This window comes from Mesorhizobium sp. M1142, assembly GCF_040318565.1.
In the GTDB taxonomy this organism is placed as follows: domain Bacteria; phylum Pseudomonadota; class Alphaproteobacteria; order Rhizobiales; family Rhizobiaceae; genus Mesorhizobium.
Window position 1 is genome coordinate 256,843 of record NZ_JAMYMK010000003.1, and the last position, 17,214, is coordinate 274,056.

General features: G+C 62.1%; 20 protein-coding genes and 1 pseudogene. 12 read left to right on the forward strand and 9 right to left on the reverse strand.

Annotation, left to right across the window (positions count from 1 at the left end; genetic code table 11):
* Positions 1-2: 2 nt before the first annotated feature.
* The 4 genes from pstA to phoB are packed head-to-tail and all read left to right on the forward strand — an operon-like array spanning position 3 to position 3,100.
* Positions 3-854, forward strand: a complete 852-nt coding sequence (gene pstA, locus NKH42_RS07635) for a phosphate ABC transporter permease PstA (RefSeq protein ID WP_023720929.1) — start codon at positions 3-5, stop codon at positions 852-854.
* Positions 851-1,654: a phosphate ABC transporter ATP-binding protein PstB gene (gene pstB / locus NKH42_RS07640; RefSeq protein ID WP_254816571.1), complete on the forward strand. Its 804-nt coding sequence runs from the start codon at positions 851-853 to the stop codon at positions 1,652-1,654. The genes pstA and pstB overlap by 4 nt, the downstream gene beginning before the upstream one ends.
* A 32-nt stretch (positions 1,655-1,686) precedes the next feature.
* Positions 1,687-2,394 carry a phosphate signaling complex protein PhoU gene (phoU, locus tag NKH42_RS07645; protein ID WP_023678534.1) on the forward strand — a complete coding sequence of 236 codons (708 nt, stop codon included), beginning with the start codon at positions 1,687-1,689 and terminating at the stop codon, positions 2,392-2,394.
* A gap of 16 nt (positions 2,395-2,410) precedes the next feature.
* Complete coding sequence (gene phoB, locus NKH42_RS07650; RefSeq protein WP_031212149.1) at positions 2,411-3,100, forward strand: phosphate regulon transcriptional regulator PhoB; 690 nt, start codon at positions 2,411-2,413, stop codon at positions 3,098-3,100.
* A 9-nt stretch (positions 3,101-3,109) separates the two neighbouring features.
* Here phoB and NKH42_RS07655 read toward each other — a convergent pair whose 3' ends face one another.
* On the reverse strand, positions 3,110-4,354 hold the full coding sequence (locus NKH42_RS07655; RefSeq protein ID WP_352505023.1) for an ROK family protein: 1,245 nt from the start codon (positions 4,352-4,354) through the stop codon (positions 3,110-3,112).
* Between the two features lie 284 nt (positions 4,355-4,638).
* Here NKH42_RS07655 and xylF point away from each other — a divergent pair, with 284 nt between their 5' ends.
* The 4 genes from xylF (at position 4,639) to NKH42_RS07675 (ending at position 9,754) form a co-directional block, all read left to right on the forward strand.
* A complete protein-coding gene (gene xylF / locus NKH42_RS07660; protein ID WP_352505024.1) occupies positions 4,639-5,679 on the forward strand; it encodes a D-xylose ABC transporter substrate-binding protein in 1,041 nt (346 codons plus the stop codon).
* Between the two features lie 142 nt (positions 5,680-5,821).
* The gene (locus NKH42_RS07665) at positions 5,822-7,186 is read left to right on the forward strand and encodes a sugar ABC transporter permease (RefSeq protein WP_352505025.1); all 1,365 of its coding nucleotides are present in this window, start codon (positions 5,822-5,824) and stop codon (positions 7,184-7,186) included.
* A 15-nt stretch (positions 7,187-7,201) separates the two neighbouring features.
* The gene (locus NKH42_RS07670) at positions 7,202-8,002 is read left to right on the forward strand and encodes an ATP-binding cassette domain-containing protein (RefSeq protein ID WP_254816576.1); all 801 of its coding nucleotides are present in this window, start codon (positions 7,202-7,204) and stop codon (positions 8,000-8,002) included.
* A 129-nt stretch (positions 8,003-8,131) separates the two neighbouring features.
* Positions 8,132-9,754, forward strand: coding sequence for a CHASE domain-containing protein (locus NKH42_RS07675; RefSeq protein WP_352687319.1), 1,623 nt, complete (start codon positions 8,132-8,134; stop codon positions 9,752-9,754).
* 97 nt (positions 9,755-9,851) lie between these two features.
* On the opposite strand, the gene NKH42_RS07680 is transcribed toward NKH42_RS07675, so the two are convergent.
* The 6 genes and pseudogenes from NKH42_RS07680 to NKH42_RS07700 form a co-directional block, all read right to left on the reverse strand.
* Positions 9,852-10,097, reverse strand: coding sequence for a YMGG-like glycine zipper-containing protein (locus NKH42_RS07680; RefSeq protein WP_006328050.1), 246 nt, complete (start codon positions 10,095-10,097; stop codon positions 9,852-9,854).
* A gap of 82 nt (positions 10,098-10,179) precedes the next feature.
* Positions 10,180-10,372: pseudogene (locus NKH42_RS31215) on the reverse strand (hypothetical protein); the annotation flags it as partial.
* Between the two features lie 55 nt (positions 10,373-10,427).
* Positions 10,428-10,598 (reverse strand): hypothetical protein, encoded by a 171-nt coding sequence (locus tag NKH42_RS07685; protein ID WP_352476202.1) that lies wholly within the window; start codon positions 10,596-10,598, stop codon positions 10,428-10,430.
* A gap of 130 nt (positions 10,599-10,728) precedes the next feature.
* Positions 10,729-11,754: a sensor histidine kinase gene (locus NKH42_RS07690; RefSeq protein WP_352505028.1), complete on the reverse strand. Its 1,026-nt coding sequence runs from the start codon at positions 11,752-11,754 to the stop codon at positions 10,729-10,731.
* A 190-nt stretch (positions 11,755-11,944) separates the two neighbouring features.
* Complete coding sequence (locus NKH42_RS07695; RefSeq protein WP_023678541.1) at positions 11,945-12,109, reverse strand: DUF1328 domain-containing protein; 165 nt, start codon at positions 12,107-12,109, stop codon at positions 11,945-11,947.
* Between the two features lie 238 nt (positions 12,110-12,347).
* Positions 12,348-13,142 (reverse strand): response regulator, encoded by a 795-nt coding sequence (locus tag NKH42_RS07700; RefSeq protein WP_352476204.1) that lies wholly within the window; start codon positions 13,140-13,142, stop codon positions 12,348-12,350.
* 215 nt (positions 13,143-13,357) lie between these two features.
* Here NKH42_RS07700 and NKH42_RS07705 point away from each other — a divergent pair, with 215 nt between their 5' ends.
* Together NKH42_RS07705 and NKH42_RS07710 are read left to right on the forward strand one after the other, a co-directional pair.
* Positions 13,358-13,561 carry a NepR family anti-sigma factor gene (locus NKH42_RS07705; RefSeq protein ID WP_023678543.1) on the forward strand — a complete coding sequence of 68 codons (204 nt, stop codon included), beginning with the start codon at positions 13,358-13,360 and terminating at the stop codon, positions 13,559-13,561.
* Between the two features lie 3 nt (positions 13,562-13,564).
* The gene (locus NKH42_RS07710; protein ID WP_023678544.1) at positions 13,565-14,116 is read left to right on the forward strand and encodes a sigma-70 family RNA polymerase sigma factor; all 552 of its coding nucleotides are present in this window, start codon (positions 13,565-13,567) and stop codon (positions 14,114-14,116) included.
* Positions 14,117-14,145: 29 nt separating this feature from the next.
* Here the strand turns inward: NKH42_RS07710 and NKH42_RS07715 are convergent, their stop codons facing one another.
* Entirely contained in the window at positions 14,146-14,466 is a 321-nt protein-coding gene (locus NKH42_RS07715) for a response regulator (protein ID WP_502896068.1), read from the reverse strand.
* A 283-nt stretch (positions 14,467-14,749) separates the two neighbouring features.
* Here NKH42_RS07715 and NKH42_RS07720 point away from each other — a divergent pair, with 283 nt between their 5' ends.
* Together NKH42_RS07720 and NKH42_RS07725 are read left to right on the forward strand one after the other, a co-directional pair.
* On the forward strand, positions 14,750-15,076 hold the full coding sequence (locus tag NKH42_RS07720; RefSeq protein ID WP_352505030.1) for an ElaB/YgaM/YqjD family protein: 327 nt from the start codon (positions 14,750-14,752) through the stop codon (positions 15,074-15,076).
* A 10-nt stretch (positions 15,077-15,086) separates the two neighbouring features.
* Positions 15,087-15,566, forward strand: coding sequence for a hypothetical protein (locus NKH42_RS07725; protein WP_352505031.1), 480 nt, complete (start codon positions 15,087-15,089; stop codon positions 15,564-15,566).
* Positions 15,567-15,622: 56 nt separating this feature from the next.
* On the opposite strand, the gene NKH42_RS07730 is transcribed toward NKH42_RS07725, so the two are convergent.
* Complete coding sequence (locus tag NKH42_RS07730; protein ID WP_352505032.1) at positions 15,623-17,149, reverse strand: sensor histidine kinase; 1,527 nt, start codon at positions 17,147-17,149, stop codon at positions 15,623-15,625.
* Positions 17,150-17,214 lie beyond the last annotated feature (65 nt).

Sequence of the window (17,214 nt, forward strand, 5' to 3'; positions counted from 1 at the left end):
CGATGTCGACATCCTCATCGCTCCACAGCCGCCGCAAAGCCAGGAATTCGGTGATGATGGCGCTTTGCGTCGTCGCCGCCGGCATCGGGCTTGCCTGGCTGGCGCTCATCCTCGGTGCGTTGGTCTATAAGGGCACAGCCGGGCTTTCGTTCGCGGTCTTCACCGAGATGACGCCACCACCGGGCGAGGCCGGCGGCCTGCTCAATGCCATCGCGGGCAGCCTGCTGATGACGATCATCGCCGTTGTCGTCGGCACGCCGATCGGCGTGCTGGCGGGAACCTACATGGCCGAGTATGGACGCTTTTCGCGCATCACCACCGTCGTCCGCTTCATCAACGACATCCTGTTGTCGGCGCCGTCGATCATCATCGGCTTGTTCGTCTATGAATTGATGGTGCGGCCAATGGGACATTTCTCGGCCATTGCCGGCGCCGTGGCGCTTGCCATCCTGGTCATTCCGGTGGTCGTGCGCACCACTGAAGACATGCTCAACCTGGTGCCGAACGCGTTGCGTGAAGCCGGTGCCGCGATCGGCGCGCCGCGCTGGGTGGTGATCCGTTCGGTCGCCTACCGCGCCGCATTGTCCGGCATCGTCACCGGCATATTGCTGGCGATAGCACGCATTTCCGGCGAGACGGCGCCGCTGCTCTTCACCGCGCTCAACAACCAGTTCTGGAGCAGCAATATCAACGCGCCGATGGCCAGCCTGCCGGTGACCATCTTCCAGTTCGCTCTCAGCCCTTACGAGGAATGGCAGCAACTGGCGTGGACCGGCGCACTCATAATCACCCTGACGGTTCTGGGCTTGAGCATCCTCGCCCGCAGCCTTACCGGACGCAGAGAGGACAGATGACACAGATGTTGTCCCCGGACATGACGATGACCGAAACGGTCACCGAGAAGACGAAGATCGAGGTCAAGAACCTCAACTTCTACTACGGCCAGAGCAAGGCGCTGAAGGACATCAGCCTGTCGCTGCCCGAGCGCAGCGTCACGGCCTTCATCGGCCCTTCGGGTTGCGGGAAATCGACGCTGCTGCGCGTCTTCAACCGCATCTACGAGCTCTACCCGAAACAGACCGCCGAGGGCCAGGTGCTGCTCGACGGCAAGAACATTCTCGACCGGTCGCAGGATCTCAACCTCCTCAGGACAAAGATCGGCATGGTATTCCAGAAGCCGACGCCGTTCCCGATGTCGATCTACGAGAACATAGCCTTCGGCGTCAGGCTCTACGAGAATCTCGGCAAGTCCGAGATGGACGGCCGCGTCGAGCAAGCGTTGAAGCGGGCCGCGCTGTGGAGCGAGGTCAAGGACAAGCTAAACGCCAGCGGCTTGAGCCTGTCCGGCGGCCAGCAGCAGCGGCTCTGCATTGCCCGCACCGTGGCAGTGAAGCCGGAAGTCATTCTGCTCGACGAACCGGCTTCGGCCCTCGACCCGCTGTCGACGGCCAAGATCGAGGAACTGATCGACGAGCTGCAAGCCGACTACACGATCGTCATCGTCACCCACAACATGCAGCAAGCGGCGCGCGTGTCGCGCCAGACCGCCTTCATGTATCTGGGTGAACTGGTCGAGTTCGACCGGACCGAGAAGATATTCACGTCGCCCCGCGAGAAGCGCACGCAGGACTACATCACTGGCCGCTTCGGCTGAGCCGTTCCGATCATGCATATGAGGACAGGACCATGGGCGAACACACAGTCGCTTCTTTCGACGAGGATCTCGAGCAGATCAGCAAGCTGATCCGCGACATGGCCGACCTCGCCGGTTCGATGGTCGGCGGGGCGACCAAGGCCCTGTTGAATTCCGATAACGTGCTGGCGCAACGCGTCGTCTCCGACGACGCCATCATGGATGCGCGTCAACGCGAACTGGACGATCGCGCCATCACCCTGATCGCCAAGCGCCAGCCAATGGCTCACGATCTGCGCCATGTCGTCGGAGCGATCCGCATGGCCGGCGACCTCGAACGCATCGGCGACCTTGCCAAGAATATCGCCAAGCGTGTGAGCGCGGTCGGCCTCAGCGCCACGCCGCGCGACCTATCGCATTCCATCGATGCGATGGCGCAGCTAGTGCTCATCCAGGTGCAGGGCGTCATCGAGGAGTATGCTGCAGGCGATGCGGCCGCCTTGGCCAAGCTGCGCGCCGCCGACGAGCGTATCGACGTCAAATACACGTCCGTGTTCCGCGAGCTGTTAACCTACATGATGGAAGATCCGCGCAACATCACTGCTTGCACGCATCTGCTGTTCTGCGCCAAGAATCTCGAGCGGATCGGCGACCATGTCACCAACATCGCCGAAAATGCGTATTATGTGCTGACCGGCGAACAATTGCCGGTCAATCGTCCGAAGCAGGACGAAACGACAATGTCCGCGCCGGTGACATGATGGGGGTGCCCAGCCGATGATCGCACCACGCATAATGGTGGTGGAGGACGAGGAGCCGTTGGGCGTGCTGCTCCGCTACAATCTCGAATCCGAAGGCTACCAGGTCGAGGTGGTGACACGCGGCGACGAAGCCGAGATCCGTTTGCAGGAGAATGTGCCCGACCTTCTGGTGCTCGACTGGATGATACCGGCGGTTTCCGGCATCGAGCTCTGCCGCCGGTTGCGCGTGCGCCCCGAAACCGAGCGGCTGCCGATCATCATGCTGACCGCGCGCGGCGAGGAGAGCGATCGGGTGCGCGGTCTTTCGACCGGCGCCGACGACTATCTCGTCAAACCGTTTTCGACGCCGGAATTCATGGCCAGGGTCAAGGCGCTGCTGCGGCGCGCCAAGCCGGAAGTGCTGTCCAGCGTGCTGAAGGTCGGCGACATCGTGCTCGATCGCGAATCGCACAGGGTCTATCGCAAGAAGAGCGAAATCAGGCTCGGGCCGACCGAATTCCGGTTGCTCGAGTTCATGATGCGGCATCCGGGCCGCGTCTTCTCGCGTAGCCAGTTGCTCGATAATGTCTGGGGCGAGACGATCTACATCGACGAACGCACCGTCGACGTCCATGTCGGGCGGCTGCGTAAAGCCGTCAATAACGGCCGCATGCCGGATGTCATCCGCACCATCCGCGGTGCCGGCTATGCGATCAGGGAAGATTGACCCGCCTGGTCAGGCGACGTTCTTTCTGACGCCGGGCCTCATTTGCGCGCCCGGCGCGAAAATCTCCTGGTCGACGAAGCTTAACGCCCGCATCGCGCAGCCTTCGCGGATCAGCGGCAATTCGTTCGGCTCGGTATCGAAGGAGATCGAGCCCGAGTGCTGGCCGCCGGCGGTCTGGGCGATGGCCTTGCGCAAGGCCGGCTCGATCAGATCGAAGGCGGCGGCACTGGCGCCGACCATCGCGACCGGTGCCGGATCGATCAGCGCGAACAGCGAGCCGAGACCGAAACCCAGCGCTTCGCCGGCCTTGCGGTAGGCCTCGCGTTCCGGCCCATCCTTCTCGCGCGCGCGGGCGGCCAGCGCGCGCATGTCGGCGTCGCTGACGTCGGCGATAGGTTCGCTGTCTTCGCTCATCTGCCTGGCGTTGCGCCAGATGGCATAGTTGCCGGCATAGGCTTCGATGCAGCCGCGCCGCCCGCAACGGCAGAGCGCTCCGCCCGGACGATGGATCATGTGGCCAAATTCGCCGCCCGAGGAATGCGTCCCGGTGAACAGTTCGCCCTTCAGCACAAGCCCCATACCGATGCCATGCGAAAGCAGGATGGCGATGAAGTCGTCGCGATAGCGATCCGGATCGCGCCAGCGCAAAGCCACCGCCATCATATTGCAGTCGTTCTCCACCGTGGCCGGGATACCGAATTCGTCTTCCAGCATGTCGGCAAAGGCGATGTCGGTCTGCGGCGTGATCGGCGACCACAGCATGGCGCGTGCAGGGGAGTCGGTAATGCCCTGAATCGCCAGGGCGATGCGGGCGACACTGCGGGCGTCAAGGTCTGGGTCCTCGAGCCGGCGCCGGACGATGGCCATGCATTCGCGGATCAGCTCGTCGCGCGGCATGGTCAGCGTGTCCAGCCGGCGCTGTTCCTCGGCGACCACCTGTCCCGCATAGTCGATAATGGCGGCCGACAGGAAATTCAGTGACAACACCACGGTCAGCACCGCCGCCGCTTCCGGGTTGAGGGCGAGGCCGACCTGCGGACGACCGCGTTTCAACGAAACGGCCTCACTTGCCTTGCTCTCGGCGAGGATGCCTTCCCGTATCAGGTCGGAGGAGATCGCCGATATGGTTGAATGACTGAGGCCGGTGGTGGCTGCGATCTCCGTACGCGACGGCTGGCCGGCCCGGCGCACCGCCGAGATCACCATCGCCCGGTTGCGCCGGCGCAAATCGTCGTGGCGGATTCCGACCGACATCGTTTTGCTTTCCTCCCGGTTGCCGCGGCCGCTCATGAACCGGAAGCCGTCGGTAATGTCCGACAAATAGTGTCGGATGCGGCAAATAGTGTCAGATGCAGGTGGCGCTGTCATCGTTTATTCCGACGCTCGAAAAAACTCGCACAGTCATCAAAATCCATCACAATCGATGTTGACAGCAGCCGGAGATCGGGCCAGTATTTTTTCGAGGCTCGAAAAAATTAGAGCTTCTAAGCTGGTCGTTGAGCAATTGGTCACGCCGTACGCGGCGCAGGGAGGATATGATGAAGAAATTCACGACCGCCATTCTGGCGGGTGTCGCCATGACGCTGGCGCTGGCGTCGGTGGCGCAGGCGAAAGACAAGGTCATCGGCGTTTCCTGGTCGAACTTCCAGGAAGAGCGCTGGAAGACCGACGAGGCCGCAATGAAGGCGGCCATCGAGGCCGCCGGCGACAAGTATATTTCCGCCGACGCACAGTCCAACCCCGGCAAGCAGCTCACCGACGTCGAGAGCCTGATCTCGCAGGGTGCCAATGCGCTGATCATCCTGGCACAGGATGCCTCGGCCATCGGGCCGGCCGTGCAGAAGGCACTGGACGAAGGCATCCCGGTCGTCGGCTATGACCGGCTGATCGAGAACAAGGACGTGTTCTATCTGACCTTCGACAACAAGGAAGTCGGCCGCATGCAGGCCCGCGAAGTCTTCAAGGTGAAGCCGGAAGGCAACTACGTCTTCATCAAGGGTTCGGGTTCCGATCCGAATGCCGATTTCCTGTTTGCCGGTTCGATGGAGGTGCTGAAGGAGGCCATCGACAGCGGCAAGATCAAGAATGTCGGCGAGGCCTATACGGACGGCTGGCTGCCGGCCAACGCTCAGAAGAACATGGAACAGTTCCTGACCGCCAACGACAACAAGGTCGATGCCGTGGTCGCGGCCAATGACGGCACCGCCGGTGGCGTCGTCGCCGCGCTGACGGCGCAAGGGCTGGCCGGATCGGTTCCGGTCTCGGGCCAGGACGGCGACCACGCCGCACTGAACCGCATCGCGCTTGGCACACAGACCGTGTCGGTGTGGAAGGACGCGCGCGAGCTCGGCAAGAACGCCGCCGAGATCGCCTCGCAGCTTGCCGACGGCAAGCAGATGACCGACATTGCCGGCGTGAAGGATTTCACCACGCCCGGCGGCAACACGGTCAAGTCGCTGTTCCTGACTCCGGTCGCCATCACCAAGGATAACCTCAACGTCGTCATCGACGCCGGCTGGATCAAGAAAGAAGAGGTCTGCGCCGGCGTGGCGGCTGGCACTGTTGCGGTCTGCAACTGAGCCGACGTTTCCGAGAAGTCCGAACGCCGCGGCCGCTCGCCGCGGCGTTTTTTCAAAAAGAATTGTTTTTCCGCTTCCGGCGGATAACTTCTAGGCTGCTTCCGGCATCCGCGGCAGACGGCAACCCGGCGGGAGAAACATGATGACCGACACGACTTCCAACACGCCGGTCGACAGCACGGCAGACCGGGCGCGGGAATCCGAGCTCGGCATCGTTGCCCGGTTTCTCAAGGCAACCGAGATCGACACCCGCATGCTCGGCATGGTCGGCGCGCTGTTGGTCATCTGGGTCGGCCTGCATGTCGTTTCCAGCGTACGGCTCGGCGTCAATCCGTTCGACTTCGACAGCCGGACCTTCCTGACGCCACGCAATCTCTGGAACCTCTCGGTGCAGACTTCCGCCGTGGCCATAATGGCCGCCGGAATGGTGCTGGTTATCGTCATGCGCAATATCGACCTGTCGGTCGGTTCCGCCGAAGGCCTGATCGGCGTGGTCATGGGCTTTGCGCAGGTGCATTTCCTGGTGCGAATGATCGGTCTACAACTCGGCAACCCCTGGATCTGGATCCTGGCGCTGGCCATTGGCCTGGCGCTCGGCCTTCTGATCGGAGCGTTCCAGGGATACATCATCGCTTACCTCGAGGTGCCGGCCTTCATCGTGACGCTGGGCGGCCTTCTGGTCTGGCGGGGTGCCGCATGGTGGGTCGCCAGCGGTCAGACGATTGCGCCGCTTGATGCCACTTTCCAGCTGATGGGCGGTGGGCCGGCGGGTTCGATCGGCGCGCGATGGAGCTGGATCGTCGGAATTATCGCGTGCCTGGCGGTTGTGTTCATGCTGCTCAACGGACGGGTGCAGCGCAAGCGGTTCCGCTTTCCGTTGCGCCCGATCTGGGCCGAGACGTTCCTCGGTGTCCTCACCTGCGCTGTCATCATGGGCGCCATATGGCTCGCCAATTCCTATCCTTGGCCGGTCGGCATCGTGAACAGATACGCGGCGGCCAACAATATAACAGTTCCCGAAGGCGGGCTGTTCATCGCCCATGGCATCGCCATACCCGTGCTGATGGCTGTGGCCGTCGGGCTGATCATGACCTTCATCACCAAGCGTACCCGTTTCGGCCGCTATGTCTTCGCCATCGGCGGCAATCCGGAAGCCGCCAACCTTGCCGGTATCAACACGCGTTGGGTGACCATGAAGGTGTTCATGATCATGGGCGTGCTGGCGACGATCGCCGCGGCGATCTCGTCAGCCAGGCAGAACTCGTCGACCAATGCGCTGGGCACGCTAGACGAACTGCTGGTCATCGCCGCCGCGGTCATCGGCGGCACGTCACTTGCAGGCGGCTCCGGCACGGTGCTCGGCGCCATGCTCGGCGCACTTTTGATGCAGTCGCTGCAATCCGGCATGGTGCTGCTCGGCATCGATTCACCGCTGCAGAGCATCGTCGTCGGCGCCGTGCTGGTGCTCGCGGTCTGGCTCGATACCGTCTATCGCAAACGCGTTTAGGGAGGAGGAACGATCATGGCCGACAAGACCGCTCCCACGGGCACGCCGCTGATCGACATGCGCAACATCTCGATCGCCTTCGGCGGCATTCGCGCCGTCGACGATGCCTCGGTCGATCTTTTCCCGGGCGAGGTGATGGCTTTGCTCGGCCACAACGGTGCCGGCAAATCGACGTTGATAAAAATCCTGTCCGGCGCCTATAAGCGCGATGCGGGCCAGATTTTCGTCAACGGCGAGGAGGCTTCGATCTCCAACCCCCGCGACGCCAAGAAGTACGGCATCGAGACGATCTATCAGACGCTTGCGCTGGCCGACAATGTCGATGCGGCCGCCAACCTTTTTCTCGGCCGCGAGCTGATGACCGGCTGGGGTACGCTCGACGACGTCGCCATGGAGGCCGAGGCGCGTAAGGTGATGGGCAGGCTCAATCCGCGTTTCCAACGCTTCAAGGAGCCGGTGGTAAAGCTGTCGGGCGGCCAGCGGCAGTCGGTGGCGATCGCCCGCGCCATCCTGTTCAATGCTCGCATCCTGATCATGGACGAGCCGACGGCGGCACTTGGGCCGCAAGAGACGGCGCAGGTCGGCGAACTGGTCAAGCAGCTCAAGGCCGACGGCATCGGCATCTTCCTGATCAGCCATGATATTCACGACGTGTTCGAGCTTGCCGACCGTGTCTGCGTCATGAAGAACGGTCGGGTTGTCGGCACGGCGCGCACAACCGACGTCACCCAGGACGAAGTGCTCGGTATGATCATCCTCGGCAAGTGCCCACCCGGCGCCATTCCGGGGCCGGGCGCGCTGAAGATCGCCGCATGAACGAGAATTAGCCGGCTAATCACAAGCCGCCAAAATGTGCCAGTCGTCACCATGCTTTGGCCTGGGCATTGTGTTGGCGTCGGGACTTGCCCATAAAGATGCCGAACCGTCCACGGGACGTATCTGCAATTGAAGAAGCTGTTTCCGACCGTCGCTTTTATCGCCGTCGCGCTGATCAGCCTGACGATGGCGGGCTTTGCCTATTTTGCCACCCAGGAGGCGGCCCGCATTAAATTCGAGGCGACGGCGGACGACGCGCTTAACCGGATCGAAAGCCGCATCGACCTGGACCTGTCGCTGCTGCGCGCAACGCGAGCGCTGTTCGACGCGCGCAATGGCGGTATCTCGCAAGGCGAGTTCAAGGCTTTCTTCAACGCGCTCGACATCGACAATAATTTCGCCGGTCTGCGCGGCATCGGTTTCCTCCGCCTGGCGAAAACTGGCAACGAGGCGGCGGTCGAGCGCGACATCCTGCACGATCACGGCGCAAGCCACCCGATCTACCCCGACACGAACTTACCGTGGCGTACGCCCATCGTGCTGTTCGAACCGCTGGATCCGTCCAACAAATCCAGCATCGGCTACGACATGTTCACCGGGCCGGCGCGGCGCGAGGCGATCGAAAAGGCGATGGCCGACGACCAGCAGCACGCCAGCGGGCTCGTGCAGCTCGGCAAGGATACGGGTGCCGCGCAGACCTTTACCGGGTTCCTCGTCTTCGTCCGGCTCAATGTCGAAACCGCGCCGGACGCCGTGAACGCGACGAGATCCTCGACTGCCGGCCTCCTTTATGCGGCCTTCCGCGCCCGTGACCTGTTCCAGGCTGCGCTCAGTCGGGCACCATTGCTGCCGGTTAACACCGAGATCTATGACGGCACGGTGGACAGCGACAACCTGCTGTTCCAATCGGAAACGCCGCCTGTTTCGAGCCTCGGCGACAGGCTGCTGGTCACCCGCAAGATCACCGTCGCCGGCCGGCCGTGGGTCGTCCTGTTCAGGCCGACAAGTGCTTTCTCGCAACCTTCCTCGCGCGCCATCCCGGTGATGCTCGGATTGTTCGGACTGCTGCTTGCGGGCGCCATCGCGCTGGTGGCCCGCTATCAGGAGCGGGCCTATGAGGCGATCTCGCTGCTTCACGAAACGACCGAAAAGAGCCTGCTGGAAAAAGACCTGATGCTGCAGGAGATGAAGCATCGCATCAAGAACTCGATCACGCGGGTGCTGGCAATCGCGCGCCAGACAGCATCGCACACTACCGACGTCCAGGAATTCTCGGCTTCTTTCTCGGCCCGGCTGCAGGCGATGGCGGCTTCCCAGGACATGCTGACGCGCTCACGCTGGCAGAAAGCCGATCTCGGCGACCTGCTGCGCATCGAGCTAGGCCAGGTGTTCGGCAGTGAGCTTCCTGAAGGGCTGCTGTCGGGACCGCAGGTTCTTCTCGATGAAAAGACGACGCAGGCACTCGGCCTCGTCTTTCACGAACTGGCGACTAACGCGCTGAAGCATGGCGAAGCCGGCAATTCAGTCGGTGCGCTGAAGGTCGACTGGTCGCTCGAAGGCCGTAGCGGCGCCCGGACATTGGCCCTCAACTGGCGCGAGGCCGGTCAGAAGAAGCTCGCGACACCGGCAAAGAGCGGTTTTGGCACCAGACTGATCGATCTCAACATCACACGCGAATTGCGTGGCACAATCAGGCGCGATTTTCGCGAAGATGGTTTGAACGTGGAAATCAGGGTTCCGCTGCCGGCCTGAAACGCCTCTCGCGGGCCGCGTCGCAACAGCGCTTCAAAGGGCAAACGCGAAGACAGGTGGCCTGCCTCCGCGTTTGCTATTCGCCTGGAGCTCGAAACTAGTTGCAGCGAGCTGTGTAAATCCGGCCGTGACGATCTCTGTATTGGCAGTAGCCATTTTGCAGACGGCGAACCAGCAGACCGCCAATCGCACCAGCGCCAGCGCCGATCAAAGCGCCCTTGCCGCCGCCGACAGCGCCACCAATGAGCGCGCCGCCCACAGTGCCGATACCCACGTTCTCTTCCGTGGTGGTGCAGCCGCTGACCGCAACCACGGCAACCATGGCAATAATCATCTTCCGCATGAAGTCATCCTCACTTTTGTCCTCACTTTAATAAGCTCCAGCCGCCATTTAGCATGAAAGTACGGCCTTTGCCCGCACGATTTCATTGTTGATTAAGATAGTCTTTTTCGGGGCGTGCGCCGTTCGATGCTACCACGAACCCGGAAATCTCCAAGGACGCATCGAGCGTGCCGTCGGGACGCACGTTCATAGTCGTCCTCGAGCGCCGGATCGACGGCAAGGCATTTGGCGACGAGATGTTGGGCTTGGCCTTGCAGGTCGGTGACCGCGAATGGGCACGGCCAGTACTCGGGCAGTGGTTTCAAAGCGATCAAGCAGAGGCGAACTCGATCAGATCAACTGGGACGCTGCGGTCAGGACGATCGCGGCCATAAGCGCGACGGCGGCGAAGCGGAGGGGCGAAGCACGAGGCGCGGGCGCTGCGGACGCTTCGGGATCCTGAAAACCGCCCATCGAGACACGAGCGGCCTGTTCCAGTCTGTTCAAGTCGGCAGCCGTCAAGGCCCATTCCTTTCATTTTGTGCCAAACTCAATCGATGGATCGACACGTCGGACAGGATCGGACTTTATGGTGAACAGTCGGTTAAAGTTGGCGATGCGCAGAACCCTTCTCGCGGCGGCCGCCGTTCGTTCAATCCGTCTCGAAATTGCCGTGAGGAACAAGAAGGCGGTATTCGAGGCGGTTCCCGGTGATCTCAAGTGTCGCCGTTCCATTCAACGATGTGGGTACGACGCGTTCAAGCGCGACGCTGCCAAAACGCTTCTCGCTGCGCTGATTGTCGTTGGCTCCGATCGCTTCTGCCCATGTCAGCGACAGCGCAGGCTCGCCAGCGGAAGCTGCCGTCAGATCGGCCGTCACCTCGACGAAACCGTCGCTGCGCGACAGCGCGCCATAGCTGACCGAATTGACGGCGAGCTCATGCATGGCCAAGCCGATGTGCAAGGCGGCATTGGGGTTGAGATATGGATTTGCGCCGCGGAAACGCAGGCTGTGTAAAGGGTCCGCGCCGTACCTGCCGACCTGACCGGAAACCAGCTCGCGCAGCGCTGCGCCCCGCCAGTTGGATGACGTGACTAGGTCCTGCGAGGAGGCCAGCGACTGCAATCGGCCACGGAAACGCGTCAGGAAATCATCAATGCTGCCGGAATAACGGCCTGTCTGGGTGGCGATGCTCTGGATGATGGCCAAAAGGTTCTTGGAGCGATGACTGACTTCACGCAGCAGCGCCTTCAGCGTCTGCTCCCGGCGTTTCTGCTCGGTTGTTTCGACCATGGTGGTCACGACGCCCTGCACCGCGCCGGTGTCGCTGCGGTCGGCGTCGATCCACACCTGAAACCAGCGGGCGCCATCATCGGCCGGCACGCTGAGTTCGAGATGTTGAGGATTGCCGGAGACGATGACGTCGTGCTTGGCGGCGCCGATACGCTCTGCCTGCGCCGGTGGCAAGATGCCGTTGTTGTCGGAGGCATCGGAATTCCATGGTGCGCGCATGTTGCGCGCCCACACAGTTTTCATCTCGCGATCCTGGTATAGAACGGAAATCCCGGTATTGTGCAGTGCATGGAGAAGGACCCGGCCAAGCTGCATTCCGGGATGCAAAGCGATGATCTCATCACTCCGGCCGCGGTCTTTCATTTTTCCGACTCTGGAACGCATCGGTCAATTTTGCTCAACCCACGTCAGGCTGAACGGCTCACGGAAAAATGGGTTCCAAAAGGAGGAGCTGCGGATCAAGCCCTAAAAGCGGTCCGCCGAGCGGCATCCCGTTGGAGGACACTGCCCGGCGGTGGCTGGAAACCGTTTGAGGGGTGCGGCTTCCAGTGTTCGCTTGAATGGCCGCTGGCATTCACGCCCGTCTGATCAGGCCGGCAATTAGCGATATGATCAGGAAGGCGAGAAAGATGAAGAACAATATCTGCGCTATGCCGGCCGAAGTGCCAGCGATGCCGCCGAAACCAAGCGCACCGGCGATGATCGCCACGACTAGAAATACGAGCGCCCAGTAAAGCATGATCCATCTCCTTCCAATGCTGCGGTGAAAACGTGATTCGCCTCCGTTTGTTCCACCATTTCCCGAAAAAGACGATGCTGAAAATCGTTACGGCCCGAATTGCTGCGATGTGTGCGAAAAGGTCCTCGTCAGGTTCGGCAGCAGTTGGCTGCGTATGTTAAGCCGGCGTCACGCCCCCTCGGGTCCAAGAAGAGTGGCTATCCCACACCCTGGCGGCGGCAACTCGGCCGCCCGCTGTTCATGCCGCGGCTTTCGCGTGCCGGTCAAAGAACAGGGCCTGGCTGATAAGAGCCTTGACCATATCCGGGTTGAACGGCTTGGTGACGAGGAAAGCCGGTTCCGGCCGCTCGCCGGTGAGCAGGCGCTCGGGAAAGGCGGTGATGAAGATCACCGGCACCGAGGTGGACGACAGGATCTCATTGACGGCCGCGATGCCCGAACTGCCGTCGGCAAGCTGAATATCGGCAAGCACCATCTTTGGCCGCGTCTTGCCGAACATCGCCACCGCCTCGGCGTGGGTGCGCGCCGTTCCGACGACGCGGTGGCCGAGGCTTTCGACCATTTCCTCGATATCCATGGCGATCAGCGGCTCATCCTCGATGATCAGCACATCGGTTGCCACCTGGCGGGAGATCTCGTTGCTCGCCTGCGCGAGAAGTTCGGAGAATTCCTGTTCGTCGACGTCGAGAATCTCCGCCGCCTCGTCTTCGCTGAAGCCTTCAACCGCGACCAGCAGAAAGGCTTGGCGGGGACGAGGCGCAATTGCATTCAGATTGGCCGCGGCACGCTGTTCCCATGCCGACTGGGCATGCTCCTGCGGAACGCGAATGGCCACTGAGGTGAAGAGCTTGGCAAAGACCTTGTAGAGCGCGATGCGGTCGTTCGATGCGTTCGGAAAGATGTCGACATCGGCAATGATGGCCTCGAGCATTGCGGCGACCAGCGCGTCGCCGCTCTCCTGCGATCCGGATACAGCGCGCGAGAAGCGACGCAGGAACGGCAGGTGCGGAGCGATGGTTGCTGATAGGCTCATATTGGACGTCTCCCTCATATGACGTGATGCATGTTACAGCTAAAAACGGTTCGCAGGGCCCAAAGGTGAAAACGCAGGTTCTGCGAAAAAGTTCCGATCATGCGGAACTAAGTATATGGGCTGGCGTTTAAGGGCGGGTTGGGCAACCAGACGAGGCTGCCGCTTGCCTTGCGTTATGTGTTGAAGGGCGGCTTAAGGCTGGGACAAAAGGGCGAATGAAGAACATGACGAAAGCTACCATGGGTGGCGTTGGCAACGGGCGCCGGGCTGCTTCCCGCGACCCGCTTGGGCCGAACTCGGAAATCGGCCGCAAACTCAAACAATACTACGACGAGCTGGTCTCCGACAATGTGCCGGATCGCTTCGCCCAACTGCTCAGCCAGTTGGAAAAGGCCGAACCTGTACAAAAGAAGGACTGAGGCATGGCGGCCGTCTCCCAGGGCTTCAAGACCGACTTGCTCGGCTCGATCCCGAGCCTGCGGGCTTTTGCCGTGTCGCTGACGCAAAACGCCGACAAGGCCGACGACCTGGTGCAGGAAACATTGGTCAAGGCCTGGGACAAGCATGAAAGCTTCCAGCCCGGCACCAATCTGAAGGCATGGCTGTTCACGATCTTGCGCAACGAATTCTATTCGCAGATGCGCAAGCGCGGCCGCGAGGTGCAGGACAGCGATGGCGTCATGACGGCCAGGCTTGCCGTTCACCCGGCCCAGCACGGCCAGCTTGACCTCGAGGACTTTCGCGGCGCGCTCGAATTGCTGCCAGAAGACCAGCGCGAAGCCATTATCCTCATCGGCGCGTCCGGCTTCTCCTACGAGGAAGCGGCCGAGATCTGCGGCTGCGCCGTCGGAACGATCAAGAGCCGCGTCAGCCGCGCCCGCACACGGCTGCAGGAAATCCTGAAGATCTCCGGTGAAGACGAGTATGGCCCGGACGCAATTTCGGCTCAGGTAACCGGGTCGACGGCTGCGTGAGGCGCGGCGTGTTCGAACCGCTCCGCGCCTCAGCGGAGAGGCGTTCGCCTGCAGGCCGCCGCCACTGCCTCGAGGAGATCGTCTCCCGAATAGGGCTTGGTGACCAGCCTGACGCCGGGAAAGGATTTCTTGATCTCATCGGTATCCGAATAGCCCGAGGCGAAGACGAACGGGATGCCCGCTTCACGCAGCCGCGAAGCAAATTGGAGCGTCGAAACGCCGCTCAGCATGAGGTCGACGATGGCGACATCGAACTGCGCGGCAACGTCTTGCTGTTCGATCTCAGTCAGATCACGGGCGATGACCACATTGAGCGCGCCGTAGTCGCGGCAAAGCTGCTCGATATCCATGGCAATCAGGAACTCATCTTCCAGGATAAGAATCCGCAAACCGTCAAGTGATGCGCGCACGCAGCAATATCTCCTTAAATGCGTATCGTGAAACGAGGGAAGTCATGATCGTTATTTGGCATGCTGTCATTTAAAAAAGACGTGCCGGCGCGGATGCGTCGGCCTCGGCCCATGCAAGGCATTTGCAACGCGCGCTGCCGGAGATAGGGTTAGAAGAGGTTCGCGCCGGAACCTTGGGGTCTGTCGGGCGTTTCGACCGAGCAAAATCATGGAGAGTGAAGCAATGGCGACTGCCGCAGGTAAGGCCGGGAACGAAGCCCGCACGAATTCCGATATTGAGGCCGACATCGCACAATTGAAGGCCGACATCGATCAACTTACCAAGCTGTTGGCCAAAACTGGCGAACATGGCTACGGGGCAGCGCGGCGAGCCGCCGCCGAAGGCGTCGAGCAGTTGCGAACCCAAGGCGAGGCAGCTTTCGATAGCTTGCGCGCCAACGCCAGGGACATCGAGGCGCAGATGATAGCGCATATGCGCGAAAAACCGGTGACTTCGCTGGCGATCGCCGCAGGCGTCGGATTCCTCTTCGCGCTTCTCGCGCGCCGCTAGTTCTGCACGCATGGGAATGCTTGCATCGCTGATCTCGGGCCTTGCCTCGGGCGAAACCATTGCGGCGGTGCAACGCGTGCGCGTCGCTGCGATTGTCTATTCGGTCGCAGCGCTCGCGGCGCTGTGCGGCCTCGGGTTCCTCGTCGGGGCGGCCTATATCTGGGCGGCGGCCCGCTATGGGCCGATGGCAGCTTGCCTGAGCTTCGGGATCGGCTTTCTGGCAATCGCCGGTCTCATCCTGCTCGTCTACCGGATGTCGGCCGGCTCGCGCGCCAGGCGCCGGGCGAAGCGACGCAACGCCGACATGAAGGCTATCGGCATCACTGCGGCACTCGCCGTGCTGCCGGCGCTGCTCAAGGGCAAAGGTGGCCTGGCGAAGGGCGGGTTGGGCGCCATTCTCGGCCCGGCGATAGCACTCGCTGCCTACGCCATCTACCGCGAGAATGTGAAGCGCGGCTCGGATAATCCGGATACCGGCAAACCCGAATAGTTCGGAGGGGATAGTTCAGGGCAAACGGTTCTGGCGCCGGTCGCAAAATGCCGGCGTTACAAATCTTCGAGCGGAATCGATATTTCCGCGACCACGCCATCCGGCCGGAATTCATGGGTCACCTCGCTGGAAATGACCTTGGCCAGGCTGCGGCGGATCAGGATCGAGCCGAAGCCATGGCGTTCGGGCGGCGCAACCCGCGGGCCGCCGCTTTCGCGCCAGGCCAGCAACAGACGCCGTGCACCCTTCCTGCCTTGTACCTTCCAATCGAGATCGACCTTTCCGGAAGAAACCGAGAGCGACCCGTATTGCAGTGCGTTGCTTGCCAGTTCATGCAGGATCAGCCCGAGTCCGACTGCCTGGTCGGGTGAGAGCAAGACATCGGCGCCGGAGATCGCCATCCGCGATTGTCCGGCGGCTTGGAACGGCTTTACCTCGATCTGCACCAGCTCGCGGATGCCGATGCCGCGCCACTCGCGGTCCGACAGCAGGCTGTGCGCAACGCCCAGTGCCTGCAGCCTGGCGCTGAAGGCGCCGAGGAATTCGCTTGGCTGGCGGGCATGGCGAACGGTCTGCGTGGCCAGCGCCTGTACAGTTGCCAACGTGTTCTTGACGCGATGATTGAGCTCGCGCAGCAACAGCCGTTGGCGTTCGTCGCCTAGCTTGCGTTCAGTGATGTCGTAATTGACGCCGAAGATCAGCGTCGGCTTGCCCTCGCCGTCGCGCTCTATGACGCGGCCGCGCGTTGCGACCCATCGTGGCGGATCGAGGCCTCTGACACGGTATTCGCCAAAATAGTCATCGCTGCCGGTCAGCGCGTCGCGAAAGCGTGTTTCGGTCTGGTGAACGTCGCGCGGGTCGATGGCGGTCAGGATGTCGCGCGCCCTCAGCCTGTTCGACTTCGGCAGGTTGAACAATTCGGGCAGCAGGACGTCGCAGTCGATCATGTCGCTGCGGATATCCCATGCCCAGCTGGCAAGCGAAGCCGCGTCGAGCGCGATAGCGCGCCGCTTTTCCTCTCGAACCAATGCGGCCTTGGCGATCGCCGCGCTGCGGGTTGCATCCTTCAGCGTGAACAGGCTGGCGGCGAGTCCAGCCAGCGCCGACAACTGGTCGAGCTGGACAGAGGAGGGATGCGCGTGCGGCTTCCGGTCGAGCACGCACAGCGTGCCGATCAGCGCGCCGTCGATCATGATCGGCACGCCTGCGTAAAAGCGGATATGATGCTCGCCGGTGACCAGCGGATTGGCTTTGAACCGCGGATCGGCCGCCGCGTCGGCCACCACCATCGGCACGTTGCCGGCTGCGATGGCATAGGCACAGAACGATGTCTCGGTCGCGGTTTCGGTCTGGTCGAGGCCGATACAGGACTTGAACCACTGCCGCTCGGCGTCGAGCAGCGTGATCAGTGCGACAGGCGTTTGCATCGCCGAAGCGGCAAGACCGCCAATGCGATCGAAATCAGGGTCGGCAGCCCTGTCCAGCGCGTCGAGGCCGTGCAGCACGGCAAGACGGTCCGCGGCGCCCACCACACGGCGAATATCGGCCGGCAGACCCGGCGTGTTCTGGCTATTGTCGTCCACTATGCCCCCAGTGGCCGGCTCCGCTGATTGATCAGGCCAACCGGCCCGTTTGCCGCCTTGCAGAG

Coding starts and splice junctions, on each gene's coding strand:
- NKH42_RS07655 (WP_352505023.1), bottom strand. CDS start 4,354: ATGTCGGTCGGAATCCGCCACGACGATTTGCGCCGGCGCAACCGGGCG.
- xylF (WP_352505024.1), top strand. CDS start 4,639: ATGAAGAAATTCACGACCGCCATTCTGGCGGGTGTCGCCATGACGCTG.
- NKH42_RS07715 (WP_502896068.1), bottom strand. CDS start 14,466: ATGGATATCGAGCAGCTTTGCCGCGACTACGGCGCGCTCAATGTGGTC.
- pstA (WP_023720929.1), top strand. CDS start 3: ATGTCGACATCCTCATCGCTCCACAGCCGCCGCAAAGCCAGGAATTCG.
- NKH42_RS07705 (WP_023678543.1), top strand. CDS start 13,358: ATGAAGAACATGACGAAAGCTACCATGGGTGGCGTTGGCAACGGGCGC.
- NKH42_RS07700 (WP_352476204.1), bottom strand. CDS start 13,142: ATGAGCCTATCAGCAACCATCGCTCCGCACCTGCCGTTCCTGCGTCGC.
- pstB (WP_254816571.1), top strand. CDS start 851: ATGACACAGATGTTGTCCCCGGACATGACGATGACCGAAACGGTCACC.
- NKH42_RS07695 (WP_023678541.1), bottom strand. CDS start 12,109: ATGCTTTACTGGGCGCTCGTATTTCTAGTCGTGGCGATCATCGCCGGT.
- NKH42_RS07720 (WP_352505030.1), top strand. CDS start 14,750: ATGGCGACTGCCGCAGGTAAGGCCGGGAACGAAGCCCGCACGAATTCC.
- NKH42_RS07680 (WP_006328050.1), bottom strand. CDS start 10,097: ATGCGGAAGATGATTATTGCCATGGTTGCCGTGGTTGCGGTCAGCGGC.
- NKH42_RS07670 (WP_254816576.1), top strand. CDS start 7,202: ATGGCCGACAAGACCGCTCCCACGGGCACGCCGCTGATCGACATGCGC.
- phoB (WP_031212149.1), top strand. CDS start 2,411: ATGATCGCACCACGCATAATGGTGGTGGAGGACGAGGAGCCGTTGGGC.
- NKH42_RS07725 (WP_352505031.1), top strand. CDS start 15,087: ATGGGAATGCTTGCATCGCTGATCTCGGGCCTTGCCTCGGGCGAAACC.
- phoU (WP_023678534.1), top strand. CDS start 1,687: ATGGGCGAACACACAGTCGCTTCTTTCGACGAGGATCTCGAGCAGATC.
- NKH42_RS07710 (WP_023678544.1), top strand. CDS start 13,565: ATGGCGGCCGTCTCCCAGGGCTTCAAGACCGACTTGCTCGGCTCGATC.
- NKH42_RS07690 (WP_352505028.1), bottom strand. CDS start 11,754: ATGCGTTCCAGAGTCGGAAAAATGAAAGACCGCGGCCGGAGTGATGAG.
- NKH42_RS07665 (WP_352505025.1), top strand. CDS start 5,822: ATGACCGACACGACTTCCAACACGCCGGTCGACAGCACGGCAGACCGG.